Source organism: Mesorhizobium sp. M0047 (assembly GCF_040323315.1).
In the GTDB taxonomy this organism is placed as follows: Bacteria; Pseudomonadota; Alphaproteobacteria; order Rhizobiales; family Rhizobiaceae; genus Mesorhizobium.
Genome location: NZ_JAMYUW010000015.1, coordinates 1 through 25,954, shown reverse-complemented (window position 1 = coordinate 25,954; position 25,954 = coordinate 1). Strand labels below are relative to the sequence as shown.

General features: G+C 63.8%; 18 protein-coding genes. 8 read left to right on the top strand and 10 right to left on the bottom strand.

Annotation, left to right across the window (positions count from 1 at the left end):
• Window positions 1-151: 151 nt before the first annotated feature.
• A complete protein-coding gene (mutS, locus tag NKJ89_RS16535; RefSeq protein ID WP_352603943.1) occupies window positions 152-2,878 on the top strand; it encodes a DNA mismatch repair protein MutS in 2,727 nt (908 codons plus the stop codon).
• Here mutS and NKJ89_RS16530 read toward each other — a convergent pair whose 3' ends face one another.
• The 3 genes from NKJ89_RS16530 to NKJ89_RS16520 all read right to left on the bottom strand — a co-directional run bounded on the left by NKJ89_RS16530 (window position 2,879) and on the right by NKJ89_RS16520 (window position 6,751).
• Window positions 2,879-3,724, bottom strand: a complete 846-nt coding sequence (locus NKJ89_RS16530; protein ID WP_352603941.1) for an aldo/keto reductase — start codon at window positions 3,722-3,724, stop codon at window positions 2,879-2,881. It abuts the gene before it with no gap.
• Between the two features lie 86 nt (window positions 3,725-3,810).
• Window positions 3,811-4,203, bottom strand: a complete 393-nt coding sequence (gene copM / locus NKJ89_RS16525) for a CopM family metallochaperone (RefSeq protein WP_352603939.1) — start codon at window positions 4,201-4,203, stop codon at window positions 3,811-3,813.
• A gap of 43 nt (window positions 4,204-4,246) precedes the next feature.
• Window positions 4,247-6,751, bottom strand: a complete 2,505-nt coding sequence (locus NKJ89_RS16520) for a heavy metal translocating P-type ATPase (RefSeq protein ID WP_352603937.1) — start codon at window positions 6,749-6,751, stop codon at window positions 4,247-4,249.
• A gap of 203 nt (window positions 6,752-6,954) precedes the next feature.
• Between NKJ89_RS16520 and NKJ89_RS16515 the strand changes: the two genes are divergently transcribed.
• From NKJ89_RS16515 to NKJ89_RS16495, 5 genes are all read left to right on the top strand, one after another.
• Window positions 6,955-9,756, top strand: coding sequence for a [protein-PII] uridylyltransferase (locus NKJ89_RS16515; protein ID WP_352603935.1), 2,802 nt, complete (start codon window positions 6,955-6,957; stop codon window positions 9,754-9,756).
• Window positions 9,757-9,802: 46 nt separating this feature from the next.
• Entirely contained in the window at window positions 9,803-11,410 is a 1,608-nt protein-coding gene (gene murJ / locus NKJ89_RS16510; RefSeq protein ID WP_352603933.1) for a murein biosynthesis integral membrane protein MurJ, read from the top strand.
• Between the two features lie 117 nt (window positions 11,411-11,527).
• A complete protein-coding gene (trpS, locus tag NKJ89_RS16505; RefSeq protein WP_023762744.1) occupies window positions 11,528-12,595 on the top strand; it encodes a tryptophan--tRNA ligase in 1,068 nt (355 codons plus the stop codon).
• Between the two features lie 102 nt (window positions 12,596-12,697).
• On the top strand, window positions 12,698-13,189 hold the full coding sequence (locus NKJ89_RS16500) for a universal stress protein (protein ID WP_352603931.1): 492 nt from the start codon (window positions 12,698-12,700) through the stop codon (window positions 13,187-13,189).
• A gap of 181 nt (window positions 13,190-13,370) precedes the next feature.
• Window positions 13,371-13,940, top strand: a complete 570-nt coding sequence (locus NKJ89_RS16495; protein ID WP_352603929.1) for a NifU family protein — start codon at window positions 13,371-13,373, stop codon at window positions 13,938-13,940.
• Between the two features lie 28 nt (window positions 13,941-13,968).
• On the opposite strand, the gene NKJ89_RS16490 is transcribed toward NKJ89_RS16495, so the two are convergent.
• Entirely contained in the window at window positions 13,969-14,970 is a 1,002-nt protein-coding gene (locus NKJ89_RS16490) for a tetratricopeptide repeat protein (protein WP_352603927.1), read from the bottom strand.
• Between the two features lie 424 nt (window positions 14,971-15,394).
• Window positions 15,395-16,012 (bottom strand): L,D-transpeptidase, encoded by a 618-nt coding sequence (locus tag NKJ89_RS16485; protein WP_352604121.1) that lies wholly within the window; start codon window positions 16,010-16,012, stop codon window positions 15,395-15,397.
• 227 nt (window positions 16,013-16,239) lie between these two features.
• Here NKJ89_RS16485 and cueR point away from each other — a divergent pair, with 227 nt between their 5' ends.
• A complete protein-coding gene (cueR, locus tag NKJ89_RS16480) occupies window positions 16,240-16,662 on the top strand; it encodes a Cu(I)-responsive transcriptional regulator (RefSeq protein WP_352603925.1) in 423 nt (140 codons plus the stop codon).
• 1,830 nt (window positions 16,663-18,492) lie between these two features.
• Window positions 18,493-18,993 (top strand): MmcB family DNA repair protein, encoded by a 501-nt coding sequence (locus NKJ89_RS16475; RefSeq protein ID WP_352604120.1) that lies wholly within the window; start codon window positions 18,493-18,495, stop codon window positions 18,991-18,993.
• 8 nt (window positions 18,994-19,001) lie between these two features.
• On the opposite strand, the gene nhaA is transcribed toward NKJ89_RS16475, so the two are convergent.
• From nhaA to NKJ89_RS16450, 5 genes are all read right to left on the bottom strand, one after another.
• Window positions 19,002-20,198 (bottom strand): Na+/H+ antiporter NhaA, encoded by a 1,197-nt coding sequence (gene nhaA / locus NKJ89_RS16470; protein ID WP_352603923.1) that lies wholly within the window; start codon window positions 20,196-20,198, stop codon window positions 19,002-19,004.
• A 179-nt stretch (window positions 20,199-20,377) separates the two neighbouring features.
• Window positions 20,378-20,941: an ActR/PrrA/RegA family redox response regulator transcription factor gene (locus tag NKJ89_RS16465; RefSeq protein ID WP_111544836.1), complete on the bottom strand. Its 564-nt coding sequence runs from the start codon at window positions 20,939-20,941 to the stop codon at window positions 20,378-20,380.
• Window positions 20,942-21,026: 85 nt separating this feature from the next.
• Window positions 21,027-22,352: an ActS/PrrB/RegB family redox-sensitive histidine kinase gene (locus NKJ89_RS16460; protein WP_352603920.1), complete on the bottom strand. Its 1,326-nt coding sequence runs from the start codon at window positions 22,350-22,352 to the stop codon at window positions 21,027-21,029.
• A 31-nt stretch (window positions 22,353-22,383) separates the two neighbouring features.
• Entirely contained in the window at window positions 22,384-24,960 is a 2,577-nt protein-coding gene (gene hrpB / locus NKJ89_RS16455; RefSeq protein ID WP_352603918.1) for an ATP-dependent helicase HrpB, read from the bottom strand.
• 47 nt (window positions 24,961-25,007) lie between these two features.
• Window positions 25,008-25,898 carry a DMT family transporter gene (locus tag NKJ89_RS16450; RefSeq protein WP_352604118.1) on the bottom strand — a complete coding sequence of 297 codons (891 nt, stop codon included), beginning with the start codon at window positions 25,896-25,898 and terminating at the stop codon, window positions 25,008-25,010.
• Between the last annotated feature and the right edge of the window lie 56 nt (window positions 25,899-25,954).

Genomic DNA, 25,954 nt, shown 5'->3' with positions numbered 1-25,954 from the left:
AATTAAGACCACGCGCCGCCGCGTGTAAACCGCCAGCGCTTGGGAATCGCGGATCGTCCGGGAAATTGCGAACACCCGGCAGCCCGGTCGTCCCCTGTTTTTCGAAGCCCCGGCATTAAACCGCGCGATCACATCTGCTAGCGTGCCGTGCATGAACATGCATGCCCCGAACGAGCCGGACGCCCCCGAGGCCATGACGCCGTTGCCGACCGCCGGCGCCACGCCGATGATAGAGCAGTTCATCGAGATCAAGGCGGCGAACCCGGATTCGCTGCTGTTCTACCGCATGGGCGATTTCTACGAGCTGTTCTTCGACGACGCCGAGAAGGCGAGCCGGGCGCTGGGCATCGTGCTGACCAAGCGCGGCAAGTATCAAGGGCTCGACATTCCAATGTGTGGCGTGCCGGTGCATGCGGCCGACGATTATCTGCAGAAGCTGATCGGCCAGGGATTTCGCGTTGCCGTCTGCGAGCAGATCGAGGATCCGGCCGAGGCGATGAAACGCGGCTCGAAATCCGTGGTGCGCCGCGACGTGGTGCGGTTGGTGACGCCTGGCACCATCACCGAGGACAAATTGCTGGCACCGTCGGAATCGAGCTTTCTGATGGCCCTGGGGCGGGTGAAGGGTGGCGAGACCGATCACGCCTTTGCGCTGGCCTGGATCGACATCTCGACCGGCGCCTTCCGCGTCACCGACACAACCGCCGACCGGCTGCTGGCCGACATCTTCCGTGTCGATCCGCGTGAGCTGATCGTCGCCGAACCAGTGTTTTACGATCCGGAACTGAAGCCTGTGTTCGACGTGCTCGGCCGCGTCGCCAGCCCGCAGCCGCCGTCGCTGTTCGATTCGGCCTCGGCCACCGGGCGCATCGCTCGCTTCTTCGACGTGGCGACGCCGGATTCCTTTGGCGCCTTTTCGCGCGCCGAACTGTCGGCGATCTCGGGCGCCATTGCCTATGTCGAAAAGACGCAGAAGGCCGAGCGTCCGCCGCTGTCTCGGCCGGAGCGTGAGGAGCAGGGTTCGACCCTGTTCATCGATCCGGCGACACGCGGCAATCTGGAACTGCTGCGCACGCTGTCCGGCAGCCGCGAGGGCTCGCTGTTCAAGGCGATCGACCGTACGGTGACCGGCGGCGGCGCAAGGCTGCTCGCCGACAGGCTGATGGCGCCTCTGACCGACCCCGCCGCGATCGGCGCCAGGCTGGATTCGGTGTCGTTCTTCCGTTCCGAGACGCGGCTCTGCCAGGCGGTGCGGTCGAGCCTGAAGAGCGTTGCCGACATGCCGCGGGCACTGTCAAGGCTGGCGCTCAACCGGGGCGGACCGCGCGATCTCGGCGCACTACGCGCCGGTTTCGACGCGGCCGGCGCGATCGCCGAAATCTTTGCCGCGACCGCCCTGCCCCTGGAACTCGCGGCCGCACTCGCCGCCATCCATGCGCTGCCTCAGGCGCTGGCCCAGCACCTGACGCAGGCGCTTGGCGAGGAACTGCCGCTGCTGAAGCGCGACGGCGGCTTCGTGCGCGGTGGCTACCACCCGGATCTCGACGAGATGCGGGCGCTGCGCGACGAATCGCGAAAGGTGATCGCCGGGCTCGAGCGCTCGCTGATCGAAGAGACCGGCATCCGCTCGCTGAAGATCCGGCACAACAATGTGCTTGGCTACTACATCGAGGTGACCGCCAATCACCACGCGATCATGACCGGCAGCGACGGCGCAAAGGCGCGCTTCATCCACCGGCAGACCATGGCCAACGCCATGCGCTTCACCACGACCGAACTTGCCGGACTCGAGACCAAGATCGCCAATGCCGCAGACCGGGCGCTCAGCATCGAGCTTGCCGCCTTCGACGCGCTGACGGCGGAAGCGGTCGGCGAGGCGGAAAAGATCCGCGCCGGCGCCGACGCGCTGGCCGTGCTCGACGTGTCGGCGGCACTCGCGCTTTTGTCGGAAAGCGAAGCCTGGTGCCGGCCGGTGGTGGATTCGAGCTTGGCTTTCGAGATTGCGGGCGGGCGGCATCCGGTGGTCGAGCAGGCGCTACGCCGGTCCGGCGAAGGCCCGTTCGTCGCCAACGACTGCGATCTGTCGCCGGAAGGCAGCGCCAGGAACGGCGCGATCTGGCTTTTGACCGGTCCCAATATGGGCGGCAAGTCGACGTTCCTGCGGCAGAACGCGCTGATCGCCATCCTGGCCCAGACCGGCTCCTTCGTGCCGGCGACATCGGCACATGTGGGCGTCGTCGACCGGCTGTTCTCGCGTGTCGGCGCCTCGGACGATCTGGCGCGCGGCCGCTCGACATTCATGGTCGAGATGGTCGAGACGGCGGCGATCCTCAACCAGGCCGGGGAGCGCGCGCTGGTCATTCTCGACGAGATCGGCCGCGGCACCGCCACCTTCGACGGCCTGTCGATCGCCTGGGCAGCGGTTGAATATCTGCACGAGAAGAACCGCTGCCGGGCGATCTTCGCCACCCATTTCCACGAGATGACGTCGCTCGCCGGCAAGCTGGCGCGATTGCACAATGTCACCATGCGGGTCAAGGAATGGGAAAACGACGTCGTCTTCCTGCACGAGGTCGGCAAGGGCGCCGCCGACCGTTCCTACGGCGTGCAGGTGGCGCGGCTGGCCGGCCTGCCGGAGGCGGTGGTAGACCGGGCCAAGGAAGTGCTGCACCAGTTGGAGGAAGGCGAGGTTTCCGGCAAGACCAACCGGCTGGTGGACGACCTGCCGCTGTTTTCGGTGGCGGTGAAGCGGGAAGCGCCCAAGCCGGTGAAGAACGACGCGCTGGGCGCGGCGCTGGGCGAGATCAATCCCGACGAGATGACGCCAAGGGAGGCGCTGGAAGCGCTTTACCGGCTGAAGGGGCTGGCGGGCAAGTAGTCAGATCATCTCCAGGCCGCGCTTGCGCGTCGGCGGCGGGAAGGCGCGGTCGAGATCGGCGAGATCTTCGCCCGTAAGCTTGATGTCGAGCGCAGCAGCATTCTGGCGGACGTGCTGCTGGCTGCTGGCTTTCGGAATGGCGATGACGCCCTCCTGGTGCATCACCCAGGCCAAGGCGATCTGTGCGGCCGTGGCGTTGTGGCGGGCGGCAATTGCGTCGAGCCGGGCGTTGCGCGCCAGCGCGCCCTGCTCGACCGGCGAATAGGCCATCAAAGGGATGCCGCGCTGCCGACTCCAGGGGGCGAGATCGAATTCGAGGCCACGCCGGACCAGATTATAGAGCACCTGGTTTGTCTGGACGTTGCCGCCATCTGGCAAGCCGACCAGTTCTTCCATCTCGTCGGCGTCGAAATTGCTGACGCCCCAGTGGCGGATCTTGCCGTCCTCTTTCAAGGCCTCGAAGGCCGCGACCGTCTCGATCAACGGCACGCCGCCGGGCCAATGCAGCAAATAAAGATCGATGCGGTCGGTGCGCAGGTGTTTCAGGCTGTTTTCGCAGGCGCGCTGCACGCCCTCGCGCGAAGCGTTTGATGGTAGAACCTTTGAAACCAGGAAGGTCTCGTCCCGGCGCCCGGCAATAGCCTCCGCCACCACCTGCTCGGCGCGGCCGCCGGCATACATTTCAGCGGTGTCGATCAGTGTTATGCCGAGGTCGAGGCCGAGCTTGAGAGCATTCACTTCATCGGTGCGGCGGCTGATATCCTCACCCATCTTCCATGTCCCCTGACCAAGCACCTGAACGGCTTCGCCAGAGGGCAATCTGGTGGTTCTGATGATCGATGGCATGGCAGGCTCCAGTGGGGCCGGATCGCATCACAGGCTGGGCGAGAAATCCAGAGGCGTTCTCGATTGCCTTGGCGATTGCCTGAAGCTCACTTCACCGGATGGGCGGCGAGCCAGGCCTGCATCTGCTTGATCTCGGCTTGCTGAGCCGCGATGACGCCTTCGGCGAGCTTGCGGATTTCCGGATCCTTGCCATTGGCAAGCACGACCTTGGCCATGTCGATCGCACCCTGATGATGTGGGATCATGCCCTTGACGAAATCGACGTCGGCATTGCCGGTGTACTCGGACGCCATCATGTCGGTGTGCATCTTGTCCATCGCCGCCCTGTAGCCTTCCGTCGAAGGGCTGGTCGCGTCCGTCGCCATGGCGCCCATGTCGTGTTTCATCTCTTCGCTCTGCGCCGGAACGCTTTCGAGGAAGACGGCAACCAGCATTCCGGCCGCCATCAGCAAAAGCACGATTTTCTTAGCCAAGGTCATTCATGGTCTCCTGTTGATTGCGTTTCGTATTTGGGGGCTTGGATCAGAGTTTCAATGTTCTGAGCCGTAGGGCGTTTGATATCACCGACACCGAGGACAGGCTCATCGCCGCCGCCGCCAGCATGGGCGACAAGAGCGTGCCAGTGAGCGGATAGAGCACGCCCGCAGCGACCGGCACGCCAAGCACGTTGTAGAGGAAGGCAAAGAACAGGTTCTGGCGGATGTTGCGGATCGTCGCCTGGGCCAGCGTGCGGGCCCGCACGATGCCATTGAGGTCGCCCTTGACCAAGGTGATGCCGGCGCTTTCGACGGCGACATCGGCGCCGGTGCCCATGGCGATGCCGACATCGGCAGCGGCAAGCGCGGGTGCGTCGTTGACGCCGTCGCCGGCCATGGCGACGCCCGCGCCTTTTGCGCGCAGTTCCTCGACGAGCCCTGCCTTCTGTTCCGGCAACAGGCCGGCGCGAACCTCGTCGATGCCGAGGCTCCTGGCAATGGCGTTGGCCGTACGCTCATTGTCGCCGGTCGCCATGATGATCCTCAGGCCGCTGCCATGCAGCGCCTTGATCGCCTCGGCTGTGGTCGTCTTGACCGGATCGGCGACAGCGACAATGCCGCCCAGTTTCTTGCCGACGGCGACGAACATCGCCGTCTTGCCTTCCGTCTGCAGCGTCTCGGCCTGAGCCGAGATGGATGCGGTGTCGATGCCGAGATCGGCCATCATCGCGGCGTTGCCGAGCGCGACCTTCTTTCCCGATACGGTGCCGGAGACGCCCTTGCCGGTGGCCGCCTCGAAGCCGCTGGCATCGGCGACGGCTACGCCGCGCGCGGCGGCGCCTTCGACGATGGCTTCGGCCAGCGGATGCTCCGAGCCTTTTTCCAAGCCTGCGGCAAGCGCCAGCAATTCGTCTTCGGAAAAGCCCTTTGCCGCAACGACATCGGTTAGTTTCGGCCGGCCTTCGGTCAGCGTACCCGTCTTGTCGACGATCAGCGTGTCGACGGAGGCGAAGCGTTCGAGGGCTGCGGCTTCCTTGATCAGCACGCCGGCGTGCGCCCCGCGCCCGGTGGCTGTCATGATCGACATCGGCGTGGCGAGGCCGAGCGCACAAGGGCAAGCGATGATCAGCACCGACACCGCCGAGACGATGGCAAAGATCAGGCTAGGCTCGGGTCCAAACATCGCCCAGGCGATGAAAGCGGCAATCGCGATGAGGACGACGGCCGGGACAAAGTAGAAGGAAACGCGATCGGCCAGCCCCTGAATCGGGGCGCGTGAGCGTTGCGCCTTGGCGACGAGCTCGACGATGCGCGCCAGCGTCGTCTCGGAGCCGATCCGCTCGGCGCGCATGATCAGCGAACCGTTCTTATTGAGCGTGCCGCCGGTCAAGGCATCGCCTTCAGTCTTTTCGACCGGCAACGGCTCGCCCGTGATCATCGATTCGTCTATCGAGGAACGGCCCTCCAGCACGATGCCGTCGACCGGTACCGCGTCGCCGGGACGAATGCGCAGGCGATCGCCGACCTTGACCGCGTCAAGCGGCACATCGCTTTCGGAACCGTCGGCGGCGATCAGCCGCGCGGTCTTGGGCGCGAGATCAAGCAAGGCACGAATTGCCGAGCCGGTCTTTTCACGCGCACGTAGCTCCAATACCTGGCCGAGGAAGACCAGCGCGACGATGACGGCGGCAGCCTCGAAATAGACCGGCACGCCACCGCCATGGCCGCGGAACTGATGCGGAAAAATGTCCGGAAACAGCGTCGCGACAACGCTGTAGAGATAGGCAGCACCTACGCCTAGCGAGATCAGGGTCCACATGTTGGGGCTGCGGTTGAGGATCGAATCCCAGCCGCGATGAAAGAAGGGCAGCGCCGCCCACAGCACGACGGGACTGGCCAACGCCAGCTCCAGCCAGACCATCGTCCGCTCGTCGATCAAGGCTTGGAACGTCAGGCCGAGCATCGGCGCCATGGCGACGATCAGCAACGGCACAGACAGTGCGGCACTGACCCAGAACCGCCTGGTGAAATCGACCAGTTCGGGATTTGGCCCTTCATCGCCTGTCGGCACGCCCATCGGCTCCAGCGCCATGCCGCAGATTGGGCATGAGCCGGGCTTGTCGCGGATGATTTCGGGGTGCATCGGGCAGGTGTATTGCGTGCCCTTGGGCATCGCCTGGGGCACCGGCCTGTCGCCGAGATATTTTTGCGGCTCCGCTTCGAATTTCGCCTGGCAGCCAGCGGAGCAGAAGTAGAAGCCACTGCCTTCGTGGCGGACGAAGTGCCTGGCCGTCGCACGGTCGACGCTCATGCCGCAGACCGGATCGGTGGCAGTCAGGAATTTTTCCGGCTCGGCGACGAATTTCGTGCGGCAGCCTTGACTGCAGAAATGATAGAGATGGCCATCATGCTCGGACGTCGGCTTGCCGGCGGCCGGGTCGACGGTCATGCCGCAGACCGGATCGCGGACGACGGCCTGTGCGGCAGGTGCTTCGCGGTTTGCCGAACAGCAGCCGCCATGCGCGTGATGATCGTGATCGGAATGCGTCATGCGAAAATGCCTCTAAGGGTCGGTGGGTGACGCGGAGATAGGGCTTCCAGTAACTGGAAGGTCAAGGGGTTAAATTTCTTCATCTCGTTGCGGGTGGATGCCAAGCACGCTTGAGCGAGAGCGGGCTCGTCTTTCCGCCCCATACCCAGCGCCGCGAAAACGCGCTATAGACGCCGCCGAAAAGGCAAGGCCGACCTGAACATATGGCAAGAATCTCCCTGAAGCTCGACGAACTGATCGATGGCGAAGCCTTGCGACGCGAGATGACCGCGCTGACTGCGGCCAAGGCAGGCGACGGCTCCGCACAGGCGGCGCGCAGCGGTGTGCTCCATCTGCTCAAGGGGCGGCTGGCAGACGGGCGCGCCATTGCCGAACGGATGCTGCGGGACGACGGCGGCGGCAGTGCCTGCGCGGCGCGGTTGTCGCATCTCATGGACGAGATCATCCGGGCGCTCTACGATTTTGCCGTCACCCATGTCTATCGGGTCAAGAACCCGTCTTCGGCGGAGCGCATGGCCGTCGTCGCCGTCGGCGGCTATGGCCGCGGTACGCTGGCGCCTGGGTCCGACATCGACCTGTTGTTCCTGCTGCCCTACAAGCAGACGCCATGGGGCGAACAGACCGTCGAATACATGCTCTACATGCTGTGGGATCTGGGGCTGAAGGTCGGCCACGCTACCCGCAATATCGACGAATGCGTGCGGCTGTCGCGCAACGACATCACCATCCGCACCTCGATCCTCGAAGCGCGTTTCCTGTGGGGCGAGGAAAAACTCTATGACGAGCTGATGCTGCGCTTCGACCATGAGGTGGTGCGCACGACCGGCCCCGAATATGTTCAGGCCAAGCTTGCCGAACGTGACGACCGTCATGCCAAGGCCGGTGAAAGCCGTTATCTCGTGGAGCCCAACGTCAAGGACGGCAAGGGCGGCCTGCGCGACCTGCAGACGCTGTTCTGGATCGGCAAATATTTCTATCGGGTGCGTACCGGCGAGGAACTGGTCGACAAGGGCGTCTTCACCGAGGGCGAATACCGGGAGTTCCTGAAGGCCGAGGATTTTCTGTGGGCGGTACGCTGCCATATGCATTTTCTCACCGGCAAGGCCGAGGAAAGGCTGCATTTCGACATCCAGCGCGAGATCGCCGAACGGCTCGGCTACACCACCCACCCCGGCCTGTCGGCGGTCGAGCGCTTCATGAAGCACTATTTCCTCGTCGCCAAGGATGTCGGCGACCTGACCCGCATCTTCTGTGCCGCGCTCGAGGAGGAGCAGGCCAAGCACGTGCCGGGCTTCAACCGTATCTTCCTCACCTTCTCACGACGCAAGCGCAAGCTGGCCGGCACGTCGGACTTCATCGTCGACAACCACCGCATCAACATCGCCGACGACCAGGTGTTCGAACGCGATCCGGTCAATCTTTTGAGGTTGTTCTGGTTTGCCGACAAGCACGGCCTTGAATTCCACCCCGATGCGCTGAAACTGCTGACCCGCTCGCTCGGCCTGGTCAACAAGTCGCTGCGGCGTGATGAGGAAGCCAACCGGCTGTTCCTCGACATCCTGACCTCGGACCGCAATGCCGAACTCAATCTGCGGCGCATGAACGAGGCCGGACTGCTCGGCAGACTGATCCCGGATTTCGGCAAGATCGTCGCCATGATGCAGTTCTCGATGTACCACCACTACACGGTGGACGAGCATCTGATCCGCTGCATCGGCGTGCTGGCCGAGATCGAGCGCGGCGACGGCGAAAAGGTCCATCCCCTCGCGCACACGCTGATGCCGGGGCTGAAGAAGAGCCGCGAGGCGCTCTATGTCGCCGTGCTGCTGCACGACATCGCCAAGGGCAGGCCGGAGGATCATTCCGAGGTCGGTGCCAGGATCGCCCGGCGCATCTGCCCGCATATGGGACTGTCTCCAGCCGATACCGAAACCGTTGCCTGGCTGGTCGAGAACCATCTGGTGATGTCGATGACGGCGCAGACCCGCGACCTCAACGACCGCAAGACCATCGAGGATTTCGCCGCGATCGTGCAATCGGTCGAGCGGCTGAAGCTGCTTTTGATCCTGACCGTCTGCGACATCAGGGGCGTTGGACCCGGTGTCTGGAACGGCTGGAAGGGCCAGTTGCTGCGCACGCTTTACTACGAAACCGAATTGCTTTTGACCGGCGGCTTTTCGGAAGTGTCGCGCGCCCAGCGCACGGCGGCGGCGCGCGAGCTTCTCGCCGAGGCACTCGCCGGTTGGCCGGACAAGGTCCGCAAGCGCTATGTCGGCCAACACTACGAGAACTACCTTTTGACCGTCGATCTCGCCGACCAGCTGCGCCATGCCGAGTTCATCCGCGAGGCTGATGTGGCGGGCAAGAAGCTCGCCACCATGGTCAAGACCCACCAGTTCGAGGCCGTGACCGAAATCACCGTGCTGGCGCAGGACCATCCCCGCCTGCTCTCGGTCATCGCAGGGGCTTGCGCCGGAGCCGGCGGCAACATCGTCGACGCACAGATCTTCACGACGTCGGATGGCCGCGCCCTGGACACCATCCTGATCTCGCGAGAATTCGACCGCGACGAGGACGAGCGCCGGCGTGCCGAGCGTGTCGGACGGCTGATAGAGGACGTGCTCTCAGGCAAGAGCTGGCTGCCGGAGATGATCGAGAAGCGCACCAAACCGCGGCGCGGCTCCAAGGCATTCAAGATCCCGCCGCGCGCTGAAATCCGCAACACGCTGTCTAACCGTTTTTCGGTCGTCGAGGTCGAGGGCCTGGACCGGCCGGGCTTGCTGTCGGAGATCACCGGAACGCTTTCCGACCTGTCGCTCGACATCGCATCGGCCCACATCACCACCTTCGGCGAGAAGGTCATCGACACCTTCTATGTCACCGATCTCACCGGCCAGAAGATCGACAGCCCGGCTCGCATCGCCACCATCCGCAACCGGCTGGTGGCAACGCTCGAAGGCATCGCGCCCGAACGCGGCGGCAAGGCCAAGGCAGCGGCCGAGTGACCGCCACCATCACTTTGTCCTCATCCTGCAGGCAGTCTCCAAACGCATGAGCCTCGTCAAGAAATTCGCAACGGTCGCTTCCGGCACGCTGATGAGCCGCGCGCTCGGCTTCGGCCGTGAGATGCTGATGGCCGCAGCGCTCGGCACCGGGCCGGTCGCCGATGCCTTCAACGCCGCCTTCCAGTTTCCCAACACCTTTCGCCGGCTGTTTGCCGAGGGCGCCTTCAACGCCGCCTTCGTGCCGCTGTTCGCCAAGGAGATCGAGACCCACGGTACCGATGGTGCCAAGCGCTTCTCCGAGGAAGTCTTCGGCGTCCTGTTCACGGCTCTGCTGGCGCTGACGATCATCATGGAACTGTCGATGCCGCTGATCGTGCGCTATTTGGTGGCGCCCGGTTTTGCCGGCACGCCGGGGAAGTTCGACACCACGGTGACGCTGGCGACGATCATGTTCCCCTATCTGATCTGCATGTCGCTCGGCGCCATGATGGCGGGCATGCTGAATTCGCTGCGCCGCTATTTCGCCGCCGCGGTGGCACCGGTGTTCCTCAACGTCATCCTGATCGGCGTGCTCGCCTATGCCTGGTACAGGGGCTCCGACGCGCTCACCGTCGGCTACGGGCTGTCCTGGGGCGTGCTTGCCGCCGGACTGGTGCAACTGGCGATCGTCTGGGTGGCGGTGCGCCACGCCGGCATCTCGATCGGCTTTCGCCGTCCGAAAATGACGCCCGCGGTCAAGCGGCTGCTGATCCTGGCACTGCCGGCGGCAATCACCGGCGGCATCACCCAGATCAACCAGCTGATCGGCACGGCAATCGCCTCGGCCCAGAACAGCGCGGTGTCCTCGCTCGCTTATGCCGACCGCATCTACCAGTTGCCGCTGGGCGTGGTCGGCGTCGCGGTCGCGATCGTGCTGTTGCCCGAACTGTCGCGGGCGCTGAAGTCTGGCAATCTGATCGAGGCGGCCAACCTGCAGAACCGCTCGGTCGAATTCACGCTGTTTCTTACCTTGCCAGCCGCAGCAGCCCTCTGGGTGATGTCGGAGCCGATCGTGCGGCTGGTCTATGAACGGGGCGCGTTTGCCGCCAACGGCTCGACGCCGACGGTGGCGGCGATCCTGGCGATCTTCGGCCTCGGCCTGCCAGCCTTCGTGCTTATCAAGGCGTTCACCCCGGGCTATTTCGCCCGCGAGGACACGCGCACGCCGATGATCTTTGCCGCCATCTCGGTGGCGGTAAACGTCACCACGGCCCTGACGCTGTTTCCACGGATGGGCGCGCCCGGCATCGCGGTGGCCTCGGCCGTCGCCGGCTGGGTCAACGCGATGATGCTGCTCGGCGTCTTGATCCGGCGCGGCCATTGGGGCCGCGACGTGCCCCTGATGAAACGCATTCCGCGGCTGGTGCTGTCGGCGGTGGTGATGGGGGCGGCGCTCTATTTTGCCGAGCACTGGTTCGCCGTGAGGCTCGGCCCGGGTTCGCCGCTGGTCGTCAAGGCGACGACGCTCCTGGCGCTGGTTGCCGGCGGGGCACTGCTCTACTTCGTCACCGCGTTTGCAACCGGCGGCGCCGATTTCGGCATGATCCGTCGCAATGTCAAACGGGGCGAGGCCAAGGGAGCACCCCTGGCGGCAAGAATCGAACCGGACGAATAGACCGGGCAACCGGTCGGCAACGCCGGTCTTGATCGCAACGCTGCTCTCGTCCATAAGCGCGCCGTCGAAAGACTTTCGCCGCGCGCGAAACGGCCCTCCACAAGCCATGAGGAAATCATGACCGCCTTCAAGCCACTCGTCTTTTCCGGCGTGCAGCCGACCGGCAATCTGCATCTCGGCAACTATCTTGGCGCCATCAAGAAATTCGTCGCCCTGCAGGATACTTCCGACTGCATCTATTGCGTCGTCGACCTGCATTCGCTGACCGCCCAACTCGTTTATGAAGACCTCGCCGACCAGACGCGGTCGATCACCGCTGCGTTCCTGGCTTCGGGCATCGACCCGAAGAAGCACATCGTCTTCAATCAGTCGCGGGTCATGCAGCATGCGGAGCTTGCCTGGATCTTCAATTGCGTGGCGCGTATCGGCTGGATGAACCGCATGACGCAGTTCAAGGACAAGGCCGGCAAGGACCGCGAGAACGCGTCGCTCGGCCTGCTTGCCTATCCCTCCCTGATGGCTGCCGACATTCTGCTCTATCGTGCAACGCATGTGCCGGTGGGTGAGGACCAGAAGCAGCATCTGGAGCTGACCCGCGACATCGCGCAGAAATTCAACAACGATTTTTCTGACCGCATCGCCCGTCTTGGCGTCGGCGTCGAGATGCAGGTCGGCGAAGAGACCGTGAATGGCTATTTCCCGCTGACCGAGCCGGTCATCGGCGGGCCGGCGGCGCGCATCATGTCGCTGCGCGACGGCTCGAAGAAGATGTCGAAGTCGGACCCGTCGGACCTGTCGCGCATCAACCTGACCGACGATGCCGATGCCATCTCGAAGAAGATCCGCAAGGCCAAGACCGACCCGGAAGCGTTGCCGAGCGAACTGGACGGCCTGGCCGCCCGGCCCGAGGCGGAAAACCTGGTCGGCATCTATGCTGGTCTCGCCGAGATGTCGAAGGCCGATGTGCTCAAGGAGTTCGCCGGCCAGCAGTTTTCGGTGTTCAAGCCGGCGCTGGCGGACCTTGCGGTGGAAAGACTGGCGCCGATCGCCAGCGAGATGCGCCGCATTTCCGACGACCGCACCTATGTCGACGCGGTGCTCAGGGACGGCGGCGAGCGCGCCGGCGTGCTGGCCGAGGCGACGATGAAGACCGTGCGCGACATCATCGGGCTGCTGCAGGCCTGATCTCTCGCTGTCGCACTGCACCATACTTGCCCAAGGCCGGCGGCTTGCCGCCGGTCTGCGGCGGTGGCAGATTGCGGCCTCAGTAACACCGAGTACACAGACATGGTCTCCAAACGCCTCAGCCGCGAAGCCGGCCATCGCCGCAAATTCCTGGCGATCATCGACGACACGCCCGAGTGTGAGCGCGCCGTCGCCTACGCCTCGAAGCGGGCGCAGAGCACCAGCGGCACGCTGGTGCTGCTCTATGTCATCGAGCCGGACGATTTCCAGCACTGGCTGGGCGTCGAGAAGATCATGCGCGAGGAGGCGACCGCCACGGCGCGCGCGGCACTCGACAGCTATGCCAGCAGGGTGCGCCAGAAGCTTGGCATCGAGCCGGAGATGGTTGTGCGCGAAGGCAAGCCGACGGAAGAGATCCACAAATTGATCGAGGAAGACCAGGACATCGCCATCCTGGTGCTGGCCGCCGGTGCGGGCAAGGAGGGCCCGGGCCCGCTGGTCGGCGCCGTGGCCGGCAAGGGTGCCGCCTTCCCGATCCCGGTGACGGTCGTGCCGCAGAACCTTTCGGATGAAGAGATCGACAGTCTCGCCTGAGGTGTATCGATGTCAGGGCGGCCTGACTGAACCTCAACACACCTTCGATCACCTCCCGGGGCGCGCAAAAACATTCCGCCAGCCAGCCGTTCCGACGATGCGTTTCGCTTGAATGTCCAGCGGATTGGGCCTATTTAGAATTATTCCAAACTAGCTGCCCGAAACGGGCACGGAGACGGCCATGTTCATCCAGACCGAATCGACGCCAAACCCGGCGACGCTGAAATTCCTGCCCGGCAAGGAAGTGCTTCTGGAAGGCACCGCCGATTTCCGCGATGCCGACAGCGCCTCAATTGCCTCGCCGCTCGCCGGCCGGCTGTTTGAAATTGCCGGCATTACCGGTGTTTTCTTCGGCTATGACTTCATCACTGTGACAAAGGATGGCCCCGACTGGCAGCATTTGAAGCCGGCGATCCTCGGCGCCATCATGGAACATTTCATGTCCGGTGCGCCCGTCATGGCCAAGGCCGGCCCTGCCGCCGAGACCAGCCTGACCGGCGAGTTCTACGACAAGGCTGACGAGGAACTGGTCATCACCATCAAGGAACTGCTCGACACGCGCGTGCGCCCGGCGGTTGCCCAGGATGGCGGCGACATCACTTTCCGCGGCTTCGAGAACGGCACGGTGTTCCTGCACATGAAAGGCGCCTGCGCCGGCTGCCCGTCGTCGACGGCGACGCTGAAGCACGGCATCCAGAACCTTCTGCGCCACTTCGTGCCGGAAGTGCAGCAGGTCGAACAGGTTTCTTGACGCCCATTGCTAGGAAAATCGTCCTTCGCTATCTTATTTCTGACATTGCACTTATCAGGGCTTGGATGCGGCGGTCGCTTTTAATCCAGTAAGGAGTAAATCGTTCCCATTTCTCAACTTGGTCATGATTTTGTTTTGCCTCCAGCAGAGCGGAAAGCGCGCCGCTCCGATCACCTTTGGCTGCGAGAATCTTCGAAAGGTACTCAAATTTTTCGGCCCTAACAGAATTGGCCAAAGGACGTCCCTCAGAAAGGGTTATAGAAACGCGCATCTGTGCTTCAGCTTCTGCTAGATGGCCCAGCTCAAATAGGCATTCGGCAAGGTCACTCACGTGACCACTATGGCCGCCCCATTCCGGCAAGCCATGTGCAGTTCCAATCGCGATAGCTTCGCGATAAAGAGAAACCGCTTGTTCCAATCGTCCGGCGCGCCGCAGCGCTCCCGCCAATCGCCACGCGCTGTTCGAAAGATCGACATCGTTGCGCGACTCTTGCTTTCGGTCGTAGCCATAAATAGTCTCCGCCTGCATTACTGCTTGATCTGTCATTCCAAATTTCAGTAGCCAGTTTAGTAGGCTCATATAAGCTGAACGAACTTGATCAATCTTTGACCCTGGATGACGGATTTTCATCGGATCGTCGGCGAGCACTCGCTCAATTTCTTTTTGGCGGTCAAAGCAAATACCTATTGCTTCATCGATATGACCAAGAAGAAATCTTTCCTCGGCCATCCCAAGATTCATGGAGACGCTGCCTTCGGACAAAGGCCCTTCCAATACATCATAAATCTCGCGGGCTTGCTGAAATAGCCCTTCAGCTTCCTCATGATTTCCGAGTTTTGCCTCTATACCGGCAAGGGCGTGTGTGATCTTTGCCGTCTCGGGAGAGACTTGACCGTATGCCACAATCGACAGCGCAAGCGCTTCGTTCGCGCGGGGCTTCCAAAAAGCTTCGCCTCCTCCGTCCATGAGGGATTGCCACATACCGGACGTCAAGGTCCGAACTCTCTTTTGTGCGTCGTCGCGATCCATATTTGACCTTCCCCCCGGGGGCGAACATTCGCAGGACGTTAACTTCTAAGAAGGCCTCCGATCCAGCCAGCATCTTGAAAAATCACAAAATCACCCTCTCAGGAATCACCTCGGATTCAATCAATGTCTGAACCGCTCTAGTTCTACCCTGCTGACCATCTAGCTCGGTTTTCTGCGCTTCCGGTGCTCACGTACTAAACGTACGCTCCGCTCGGGTTCTCGAAAACCAAACCATACGGATTCAGCAGGGCGAACTCTCAAAAGGGCATCGAAGCAGTCCCAGGCAAAAAACAAAAAACCGGGCCAAAGTGCCCGGTTTTCTGTTTGGGACGTCCGTTGTTGCCTAGACGGTCCGCGTACGAAAGCTGCCTCTATCTGATCATGATTTTTCCGAGAACCGGTACCGGTTTCTCGGGATCATGGTCTAAAGAACAATGACCTTGGCGCCTACCGAGGCGCGGTCATAGAGGTCGATAATGTCCTGGTTCATCAGGCGGATGCAGCCCGACGACATCGCTTTGCCAATCGAATTCCATTCCGGGCTGCCGTGCAGGCGATAGCCCGAGTCACCACCCTTGTTGAACAGGTACATGGCGCGCGCACCGAGCGGGTTCTTCAGGCCCGGCTCCATGCCGCCGGCAAACTTTTCCAATTCGGGCTGGCGCTGGATCATCTGCCTCGGCGGCGTCCAGGTCGGCCATTCGCGCTTGAGCGCAATGTGGGCGGTGCCATGCCACTCGAAGCCTTCGCGGCCGACGCCGATGCCGTAGCGAATAGCCCGGCCGTCACCTTCGACGAAATAGAGGAACTTGTTCTGCGTATCGACGATGATGGTGCCCGGCTTTTCCGGGCTGTCGTAGTTCACTTCCTGCCGATGGTACTTCAACGGCACTTTCTCGATCGGGACGCGCGGCAGCTGGTAACCGGCGTCGGTGACCGCGCCATAGTCGTTGGAAAAAATCTGCGAGCCGATGGTGCTGCAACCGGCGATAGCAGTGGACAGCGCCAGTGCGGCGACGATAGCAAACGACTTCATGCGCATCAGGTGATCCGGTGCCCCGCCCCAACTTCGGCGGCACGAGTCGGCCGCTTTTTCGCAATCATTCATGCTGGCATTTTCTTTGCTTGCCAAGCGCGCGATGCCTATATGCCGAAGTTGACGTGCTGGTAAGCGTGCCACTATGGCATTTTGGCAACAGCCTTCACAGGATTGTGGAGGAAATTCAATGGCCGCGCCCACGGCTTCATCAGGAATCGAGGAGAACCGTCATGAATGTCGGTGACGCCGCCCACCGTTCCGGCCTGCCGGCCAAGACCATCCGCTACTATGAAGAGATCGGCCTGATCGCTCCGGCGCGCGCCGTCAACGGCTACCGCGACTATTCCGGAGACGACATCCACCGGCTGACCTTTTTGCGCCGCGCGCGCAATCTCGGCTTTTCCATTGATGATTGCCGCCAGTTGATGGCGCTCTACCAGGACCGCGACCGCGCCAGCCACGACGTGCGCGAGATCGCCGCCGCCCATGTCACGGCGATCGAGGAGAAGGTGCGTGAACTGCAGTCGATGCGCTCGACCTTGCAGAAGCTGATCCACGCCTGCCATGGCGACGAAAGGCCGGATTGCCCGATCCTCGATGACATGGCCGGGGCGGCGTTGCTCAGCAACAAGCGTGCCCCGGCGCCTGCATAAGCAACCTCGCGTCGACAAGGCTCGAGCGGTGCCTTGGCGCACGGATTGTCAAGCCGGCGCCAAGAAAGCCCGTCGCCGCCGGCGCGGCAGTTCAATCGGCACAATTTCCTCCCATATCTGGGCGCGTCAATCGACCGCACTATTTCATCCTTGTCGCAATGATCAACGACGGAGGTTGGCATGGATCGGCGATTGTTTCTGACTGGAATGCTAGGAATGGCCGGGGCCGCGACCGTGGTCGCACTTGCGCGTCCTGCCACTGCGTTAGCCGGCATCCCGAATACGGGACCCGGCATTCTCGATGAACTCGACCGACCGTCCGACGATATCCTGGACCAGGATGGTCCTGACGGCATCGAGTTCGTGCGGCATCGCAGGTGGCACCGCCGCCGTCGTCGCGTCTGGAGAAGAGTTTGCCGTCGCTATTGGCGTTACGGTTACTGGCGCCGCAGGTGTTTCCGCAGATCCTTCTGGATCCGATTCTGACCGATACGCGCGGCAAACACGAAGGCCTCCGCATTCGCCGGGCCTGCGCTATCGCTGTCGGCTAGACTCCGATCAGCGCAAAAGGCCCGCCGCTGCAAGGCGGCGGGCAGTCTCTGGAGCGCCGGGGATCAGCCCGGCATTGGCTCAACGAGGGGGCCATGGGTTGGTTGCAAAAAGGCAGACGGGGACTCGCACATGGGGACTCGATTGTACGATCATAACCAAGCCGTGAGGCGCATTGCCCACCTTCTGAGCCGCGCTAAACTTGAAAGGCGGCAATCCTAATTCCGCCGCAGGTGGCCGACGCGATTAGGCAATGTTGTCTCACCGGCATCCGCGTCGGCCATTTTGGCAACGATCATACATTTGAGCGCGAGGGCGAGTTGTCATCCTGATGACCGGCACTACCTTTGGTGGCAGGGTCGACGCGACTTACATCTCGGCCAACAGAGGCACGTCCAATGGACATCTCCGGACTGTCAGATTTTGTGGGTGGATCTCAGGTCTTGGCCCCGTTTGCCGGGCTGTTGATGGAAGACAGCGGCCCGGCAGCCTTTCCTTTGGGTGGACCGCTACCGGGCCTGACCGGAGCGGGGTGTCATGGGGGAGCTCCGGCTGCCTCTTAAAATACCACTTTTTCCTTATATGCGCGCTAGCTAATTTAGAGAGGCTATGCGCCTGTTGCTGGCGGCGGTCATCAGGGGGAAACGAACGAGGCGCCGCGGTGGCCCGGGCCCTGTCAAATATGAAATCGCCTGGGCGCGACCGTTCCAGGCACCTGCATGAAGCGTTGCTGAAGGCCGAAGCGAGATCGCAGGCAAGCAAGGCCGCCATTCCTCGGATGGAATGAAACGAGGCGATGAGCGAGAGCGCCTTCCGGACTTCGACGGTACGGTTTTTACCAAGGCTCTCGCCCTTGTCGCCGGATGCTAGTCTGGTGAGGCGGCATACCCCCAAAGTCGCCGCAGTGGCCGACGCGGCTTCGGCAATGCCGTCCCACCGGCATGCGCCGGCCACTTCCTGGCGACCGTGGTTTGTTGCCGAGTTGGCGAATCCGGGTGCGCCGATATGAACCGCGCAAGGGGATGGTACGGTTTCTTTGGGGCGCTCCAGGATATCAGGCTCATTTGTACCGTTCCTCGCAAATGGCAAGGCACCCATCAGAGATGCGATCCAACGCAGGCCCATCAGCAGCACTTCCCATGGCGTTTGGGGCATGACGTTGCTTCTCTCTGTTGGCAATAAGCCATTTTAGGATTATATTCCTATTGCGCAGGGCTTGTCAATCGGTAATTGCCCGGAAAGTGGGTTCAAACCGTGAACAGAATCTGGCATGGTGCCGCCATGCCGATCATTTCCCCCATCTCAATCAACCCACTCATCGACGGTCGCCAGTCCGAACGCGCCATGCTGGTGCGGCGCGGCGTGCAGCGGCTGTTGATGGAGATGGGCGCGCATGTGCTGCCTGAGCTGTCGCTGGCCACCGGCCGCCGTGCCGACCTCGTCGCACTTACGCGGCAGGGCGACATCTGGATCATCGAGATCAAATCCTCGATCGAGGATTTCAGGGTCGACCGCAAATGGCCCGACTACCGGCTGCATTCCGACCGCTTCTTCTTCGCCACCCATCCCGGCGTGCCCTCGGAGATCTTTCCGGAGGAGTGCGGCTTCATCCTTTCCGACGGCTACGGCGCCGAGATCATGCGCGATGCGCCCGAGCACCGCATGGCGGCGGCAACGCGCAAGGCGCTGATGCTGCGGATCGCGCGGGCCGGCGCTTCACGGCTGCTGGCGGCGGAGCTTGCCGGTGTGTCGGTGCCGGCGATCGAGGATGAGAGCGAGTAGGTTTCGCCTTACTCTTCGCCCTCGTCCACTACATCAACCGCCGGAGCCATCAAAAGCACGGCGGCGCCAAGGATGGCGGCGATGAAGGAGCCGGCGAGGATGCCGACCTTGACCGCGTCCTGCAATGCCACGTCACTGGCGAAGGCGAGCAGGCCGATGAACAGGCTCATGGTGAAGCCGATGCCGCACAGCAGCGAGATGCCGATCATGTGCGCCCAGCCGGCATTGACGGGCAGATCGGCAAGCCCGAACCGGATGGCAAGTGCCGAGGAGCCGAACACGCCGACCAGCTTGCCGACCACGAGGCCGGCGGCGACACCCAGCGTCAACGGTTCGATCAGCGCGCCGAAGCTCAGGCCGGCGAGCGAAACGCCAGCATTGGCAAAGCCGAAGATCGGGATGACGACAAAGGGCACTAATTTGTGCAGGCCGTGCTCGAGCCGGTGCAGCGGCGAATGGTCGAGATCGTGGCCGATCCCGGCGGAGCGTTCGAGCGGAATGGTCAGCGCCAGCGCGACGCCGGCAAGCGTCGCATGGACGCCCGATTTCAGCACCAGCACCCACAGGACGACGCCCAGCACGAGATAGGGCAGCAGCGTCATCACCCGCATGCGGTTGAGCACGACGAGCGCGGCGATGACCGCGAAAGCGGCGCCGAGATAGGTGAGCGACAGGCCGCTGGTGTAGAAGATGGCGATGATGATGACGGCGCCGAGATCATCGATGATGGCAAGTGCTGTAAGGAACACTTTCAGCGAAGCCGGCACGCGGCTGCCGAGCAGCGACAGCACACCGAGCGCGAACGCGATGTCGGTGGCGGTCGGGATCGCCCAGCCTGACAGCGCCGCCGTATTGTCGCGGTTGATGGCGACATAGACGAGCGCCGGAACCACCATGCCGCCGGCGGCGGCGATGCCGGGCAAGGCGCGCCGGGGCCAGGTGGAGAGCTGGCCATCCAGCATCTCGCGCTTGATCTCCAGCCCGACGAGCAGGAAGAAAACCGCCATCAGTCCGTCATTGACCCAGTGCGACACGCTGAGCGGGCCGAGATAGGCATGAAGAGCGGAAAAGTAGGTTTCGGCGAGCGGCGAATTGGCGACGATAAGAGCCAGAGCCGCCGCCATCATCAGGATGATGCCGCCGGCCGCCTCGCTGTCGAGAAATTCGCGAAGGACGGAAACCGGCCGCTGCTTCAAATCCTGCATGTCACCTCCGTTAAGCCGCGTCACTGGCAATGATGCGCAAGTGTCGCTGGGGGCGCAAGACACCCGTTCACGTTGACAGATCGCATACCTCGGAGAGTGGCCGAAACGCCCATCACTTCGTCATCCCAGAGGAAGGAGCGTAGCGACGCGGCGCAGACCCGAGGATGTCGATGCTCGGTTTAGCGCGGTGCGCGCTTGGCCAGTATCCGCTGCAAGGTGCGGCGATGCATGTTGAGCCGGCGCGCGGTCTCCGAGACGTTGCGCTCGCACATTTCATAGACGCGCTGGATATGCTCCCAACGGACGCGGTCGGCCGACATCGGGTTTTCCGGAGGGGCCGCGCGCTCACCGGCGGTGCGGGTGAGTGCCGCGAAGATATCGTCGGCGTCGGCAGGCTTGGAGAGGTAATCGACGGCGCCGAGCTTAACCGCGGTCACCGCGGTGGCGATGTTGCCGTAGCCGGTCAGGATGATGGTGCGGGAATCGTCGCGCTTTTCGCGGATGGCCGCGACCACGTCGAGGCCGTTGCCGTCACCGAGCCGCATGTCCACCACGGCGTAGGCGGGCGGATTGGCGCGCGCCTTGGCAACCGCCTCCTCGACGCTCTCGGCCGTCTCGACGACGAATCCCCTGGTTTCCATGGCGCGGGCCAGACGCGTCAGGAACGGCTTGTCGTCATCGACGATGAGCAGCGAGGTGTCTTCGCCTTCAACCATTGCGCCAATATTTTCGTCGCCTGTCATAGTCTCAAAATTCCTGCTGCCTTAATTTTACGCAGATATAGTTCCCGAGCCTCATTGTCCAATTTTTAGAGCTCCTTCAAGGCTCTCAGGCGGTGTCGAACATGCTGGCCGAAGTGATTTCCGGATTGAGGAACACACCACGCGGCCACGAAATCTGTACCACGGCGCCCTCACCCAGGCCGCTCGAATTGCGGAAATCGAGCGTCGCGCCCGAGCGTTCGAGCAACGTCTTGGCGATGAACAGGCCGAGCCCCAGGCCGCCGCCGGCTTCATTGCCCTGGCGCGTCGACATGTAGGGCTCGCCGATGCGGTCGATGATCTCGGCCGGAAAGCCCGGGCCGTCATCGATGATCGAGAAAGTGACGGTGGCCTCGTTCCAGCTCCAGCCGACAGTGACGCTCTTGCGGGCGAAATCGACGGCATTCTCGACCAGATTGCCGAGGCCGTAAATGACGCCCGGATTGCGGCGCCCGACCGGCTCGGGCCCGATGCGTTCGCCAGGCCGAAGCTTGATCGAGATGCCGAAATCGCGATGCGGGGCGGTGACCTCCTCGACCAGCGAGGTCAACGGCAGCCGCGAAAGATGCGCCTCGCCCTCGGACGACAGACTGGTCAGGCGCTTGAGGATTTCGCGGCAGCGCTCGCTCTGCGAGCGAAGCAGCTTCATGTCTTCCCCGTATTTCGGATCGTTGCCGAGTGCCTTTTCCATCTCCTTGGTGACAAGCGCGATGGTGGCGAGCGGCGTGCCAAGCTCGTGCGCGGCCGCAGCGGCCAGCCCGTCGAGCGCCGAGAGGTGCTGCTCGCGCTGCAGCACCAACTCGGTGGCGGCGAGCGCATTTGCAAGAAGCCTTGCTTCGGCAGCCACGCGGAAGGCGTATATGGCGGTGAAGGCGATCGAGGACAGCACCGCCATCCACATGCCGGCGACGTAGATGAAGGGCATCTCCAGCGGTGCGTCCTCATGCCAGGGCAGCGGCAGATGGACAAAGACCAGCAAGGTCGCCGCCGACATCACCAGCCCGCCGAGGATAGCGGTCAGGCGCAGGGGCAGCGATGTCGCCGAGATGACGACGGGCACCGTCATCAGCAGCGAGAACGGGTTGGTGAGGCCGCCGGTCATGTAGAGCAGGCCGGCAAGCTGCAGGCTGTCGAAGATGAGGATGCCGAAGGCCGCAAGTGGGGTGAGCCGGTGCGCCGCCGGGAACCGGAAGGCGAGATACAGGTTCATCCAGGCCGAACAGGCGATCAGCGCAAAGCACAGGCTGACCGGCAGCGGAAACTTCAGGCCATAGGCAACGACGAGAACCGCAACGCTCTGTCCGACGATCGCAAGCCAACGCAGACGGATCAGCGTGTTGAGGCGCAGTCTCTGGCTCTGCTGGAAATCGGGCGAATGCAAAACGTTGGTCATGGCCTGAAATACAGCCGCGGGACGGCAAGCGCTAGGTGCCTCTGGGTTTTGCCCGGGCGGTGGCGGCGGCGAGCAGCGGATTTTCGGGCCAGACATGCTTGGGATAGCGGCCGCGCATGTCGGCGCGCACATCGGCCCAGGAGCCGCGCCAGAAGCCGGGCAGGTCGCGTGTCGTCTGGATCGGCCGGTGCGCCGGCGACAGGAGTTCGAGCGTCAGTGGCACGGTGCCATTGGCGATGGCGGGGTGGCGATCGAGGCCGAACAGCTCCTGCACGCGAACCGCCAGCACCGGCCATTCGCCGTCATAGCGGATCGGCACATGGCTGCCTGACGGCGCGTCGAAATGGGTTGGCGCCAGCGTGTCGATCTTGCGCTGGAGATCGTGCGGCACGAGTGTCGCCAGTCCGGCCGAGATAACGCCCGCATCGATGGCGGCAAAATTTGCCCCGCCGGACAGGAACGGCAGCAGCCAGTCGTCGAGGCGCTCGATGAGGGCGGCATCCGCCATATCGGGCCAGGGCGCGCCAAGGCCGCGATGGAGCCAAGATAGCCGCTGGCGCAGCGTTTGCGCCTCCTTGCTCCAGCTCAGCAGCGACAGCCCGTGCTCGCGCACCGCATCAAGGATGGCCTGATCGGCATCTGTGCCGGTTGGCGGCGGCAGCATGCGTTCGGCAAGCGTGATCGCGCCGAGGCGCACGGTCTCGCGCACGCGCACGGCACGCTTGTCGCGGTCGAAGCTCGTTTGCCTTCGTGTTTCGATCCTGCCGGCAAGTGCTGCGCGGACATCGTCCTCACCGATGGAAGCTGCCGCCGTGATGCGCGCATTCTGCGCCTTGCCTTGCAGGTCGGCGACGACCAGAAATGGCTCGCCCGCCAGCGGATCGGCGGCGTCGAGCATGGCGCCCGAACCATTGGCCAGCACGAAACGGCCGCGCTCGCCCCGCGCCCTGGCGACGCGGTCCGGCCAGGCGTGGACGAGCAGGGGACCGGCTCCCTCCCCCTTGTGGGGAGGGTCGATCCGCGTAGCGGATCGGGGTGGCGTCGGTTCGGGCACGCCATCGGCGACCCCACCCCGTCTCCCTCGCGTCGCTGCGCGCTGCTCGCTCGCCGACCCTCCCCTCGAGGGGGAGGGTAAGGCCTGCCTTGCCAGCCGTTCGGCGAGCTGGCGTGCGGCGGTGGCACGCGGCGTTCGTTCCGAGCGAAAGCGCATCAGTCGCCGTTCCAGGTCGGCGCCATCACCGCCAAGGCCGCGTTCGGTGAGCAGCACGGCAAGCATGGCCGCCTCGAAGGCATGGCCGCTCTTCGCTGCCTCGGCGACCATATGTGCCAGCCGTACGGGCAAAGCGAGCTTGCGCATCGCCGTGCCCGCTTCCGTCAGGCGGCCCGCCTCGTCTATGGCATCCAGCGCGCGCAGCAGCGCCCGGGCCTCGTTGAGCGCCGGCGCCGGCGGCGGATTGAGAAAGGCGAGCTTTGTCGGATCGGCGACGCCGAAGGCGGCGCAGTCGAGCAACAGGCCGGACAGGTCCGCCTCGAGGATTTCGGGCGGCGTGAAGGCGGCGAGTGCTGCCGTCTGCTCGGCCCGCCACAGCCGGACGGCGACGCCAGCTTGCGTGCGCCCGGCACGGCCGGCGCGCTGGTCGGCGGAGGCCTTGCTGACGCGCACGGTCTCCAGCCGGGTGAGGCCACTGGCCGGCTCGTATCGCGGCAGTCGCGACAGGCCGGAATCGATGACGACCCGCACGCCGTCGATGGTGATCGAGGTTTCGGCAATCGACGTCGCCAGCACCACCTTGCGGCGGCCTGGAGGCGCTGGCTTGATCGCCGCATCCTGCGCCTTGCCGTCGAGCATGCCGTAGAGCGGCACGATGTCGGTATCGGCACCGGTCCTGCCGGCCAGCCGCTCGGCGGTGCGTTCGATCTCGCGCTGGCCGGGCAGGAAGGCAAGCACGCTGCCGCTCTCATCGGCAAGGGCGGCGCGGATCGCCTTGGCCATGGCGTCCTCGACGGTGGTGCCAGCGGCGCGCTCGTCATAGCGGATGTCGACAGGAAAGGCGCGACCCTCGCTCTGGATCACCGGGGCGCCCGACAGAAGTTTGGCGACGCGGGCGCCGTCGAGCGTCGCCGACATCACCAGCAGCCGCAGATCCGGCCGCAGCGCACCCTGCACGTCGAGCGCCAGCGCAAGACCGAAATCGCCGTCGAGCGAACGCTCGTGGAATTCGTCGAAAATAACAGCCGAGACGCCGGGCAGTTCGGGATCATCGAGGATCATGCGCGCGAGCACGCCTTCGGTGACGACCAGTATCCTGGTGCTTGCCGAGGTGCGGTTCTCCATGCGCATGGCGTAGCCGACGGTGGCGCCGGGCTCCTCGCCCAACAATTCGGCCATGCGGCGGGCGGCGGCGCGGGCGGCGAGCCGGCGCGGTTCGAGCAGCACGATCTTGCCGGCGCCCAGCCAGGATGCGCCGAGCAGCGCCAGCGGCACCAGCGTCGTCTTGCCGGCGCCGGGCGGCGCCACCAGCACGGCGCTGTTGCCATGGCCGAGCGCCTCGTGCAGCGCCGGCAGCACGGCGGAAACAGGAAGCTCGGGCAAGGGCTTTGTCGTCATCGCGTCCGCATATCAGCGCTGACGGTCGCCGTGCAACCGGTGCCGGCTCAGAGCCGGGTGCGGGAAAACGGGTTCCAGCGCACGGTACCCAGCCGCGCTTCCTCGCGCACCATGGTCAGCAGGCCGGCTCCACCGACGACCGCCAGGCCGACCAGCGTCAGCCCGTCGGGGTATTCCTGGAAGAACGACGCGCCAAGGATCACCGCCCAGACGATCTGCGAGTAATGCGTCGGCGCGACGCGGTTGGCGGGTGCGTATTTCATGGCCAGCAGCTGCAGGAATTGTCCGCCTGCCGTGAAGGCTCCGGCCATCACCAGCCACACCAGCTGCTTTCCGTCGGGAACGGTGAACGTGGTGGCCGCGGCGCCGATGCCGTTGAACGCCAGGCCGTAGCCGACCAGCACGCCCAGCATCGTCGTGCGCTTTTCCTGCTGCGCCAGCGAGCGCATCAGGATGACGCTGGTGGCGGCGAGGAAGGCGACGCCGAAGGCGGCAAGGTGGCCGAGATTGAGTTCGCGAAAGCCCGGCCGCACCACCAGCATGACACCGGCAAAGCCGGCGACCACCGCCAGCCAGCGCCACGGACCAACCTTCTCCCCGAGGATCACGGTGGACAGGATGGTGACGCAGAGCGGCGCCAGGAAGATCAGCGCATAGCACTCCGCCAGCGGAATGGTTGTGAAGGCATAGACGCTAAGCACGCCGGAGGCGATTCCCGCCCACGCACGCGCCTGCACCGCCCAGGGCCGCCTGGTGCGCCAGAAATCACGCCAGCGTTCGTCCGCCGGGCGCGTGAAAAAGAGGAAGAACCCTGCAAACAGGGTTATGAAAAATCCGATCTCGAAGACCGTCAGCTGTCCGCCCAAGCTTTTGACAACGGCATCGCTGCCCGAATAGCTTGCATAGGCAATCAGGGCGAGCAGGATTCCGTTCGGCACGTTTTTCCATTTCCGGGGAGAGAGTGGTTTGAAAATACTGGCGCTCGGTGCGCATC

Excerpts from the sequence above, each read along its gene's own strand:
- murJ (WP_352603933.1), top strand. The coding sequence starts at position 9,803 with ATGAGCCTCGTCAAGAAATTCGCAACGGTCGCTTCCGGCACGCTGATG.
- NKJ89_RS16460 (WP_352603920.1), bottom strand. The coding sequence starts at position 22,352 with ATGACCAACGTTTTGCATTCGCCCGATTTCCAGCAGAGCCAGAGACTG.
- copM (WP_352603939.1), bottom strand. The coding sequence starts at position 4,203 with ATGACCTTGGCTAAGAAAATCGTGCTTTTGCTGATGGCGGCCGGAATG.
- cueR (WP_352603925.1), top strand. The coding sequence starts at position 16,240 with ATGAATGTCGGTGACGCCGCCCACCGTTCCGGCCTGCCGGCCAAGACC.
- mutS (WP_352603943.1), top strand. The coding sequence starts at position 152 with ATGAACATGCATGCCCCGAACGAGCCGGACGCCCCCGAGGCCATGACG.
- NKJ89_RS16495 (WP_352603929.1), top strand. The coding sequence starts at position 13,371 with ATGTTCATCCAGACCGAATCGACGCCAAACCCGGCGACGCTGAAATTC.
- NKJ89_RS16485 (WP_352604121.1), bottom strand. The coding sequence starts at position 16,012 with ATGCGCATGAAGTCGTTTGCTATCGTCGCCGCACTGGCGCTGTCCACT.
- hrpB (WP_352603918.1), bottom strand. The coding sequence starts at position 24,960 with ATGACGACAAAGCCCTTGCCCGAGCTTCCTGTTTCCGCCGTGCTGCCG.
- nhaA (WP_352603923.1), bottom strand. The coding sequence starts at position 20,198 with ATGCAGGATTTGAAGCAGCGGCCGGTTTCCGTCCTTCGCGAATTTCTC.
- NKJ89_RS16500 (WP_352603931.1), top strand. The coding sequence starts at position 12,698 with ATGGTCTCCAAACGCCTCAGCCGCGAAGCCGGCCATCGCCGCAAATTC.
- NKJ89_RS16465 (WP_111544836.1), bottom strand. The coding sequence starts at position 20,941 with ATGACAGGCGACGAAAATATTGGCGCAATGGTTGAAGGCGAAGACACC.
- NKJ89_RS16515 (WP_352603935.1), top strand. The coding sequence starts at position 6,955 with ATGGCAAGAATCTCCCTGAAGCTCGACGAACTGATCGATGGCGAAGCC.
- NKJ89_RS16520 (WP_352603937.1), bottom strand. The coding sequence starts at position 6,751 with ATGACGCATTCCGATCACGATCATCACGCGCATGGCGGCTGCTGTTCG.
- trpS (WP_023762744.1), top strand. The coding sequence starts at position 11,528 with ATGACCGCCTTCAAGCCACTCGTCTTTTCCGGCGTGCAGCCGACCGGC.
- NKJ89_RS16475 (WP_352604120.1), top strand. The coding sequence starts at position 18,493 with ATGCCGATCATTTCCCCCATCTCAATCAACCCACTCATCGACGGTCGC.
- NKJ89_RS16490 (WP_352603927.1), bottom strand. The coding sequence starts at position 14,970 with ATGGATCGCGACGACGCACAAAAGAGAGTTCGGACCTTGACGTCCGGT.
- NKJ89_RS16530 (WP_352603941.1), bottom strand. The coding sequence starts at position 3,724 with ATGCCATCGATCATCAGAACCACCAGATTGCCCTCTGGCGAAGCCGTT.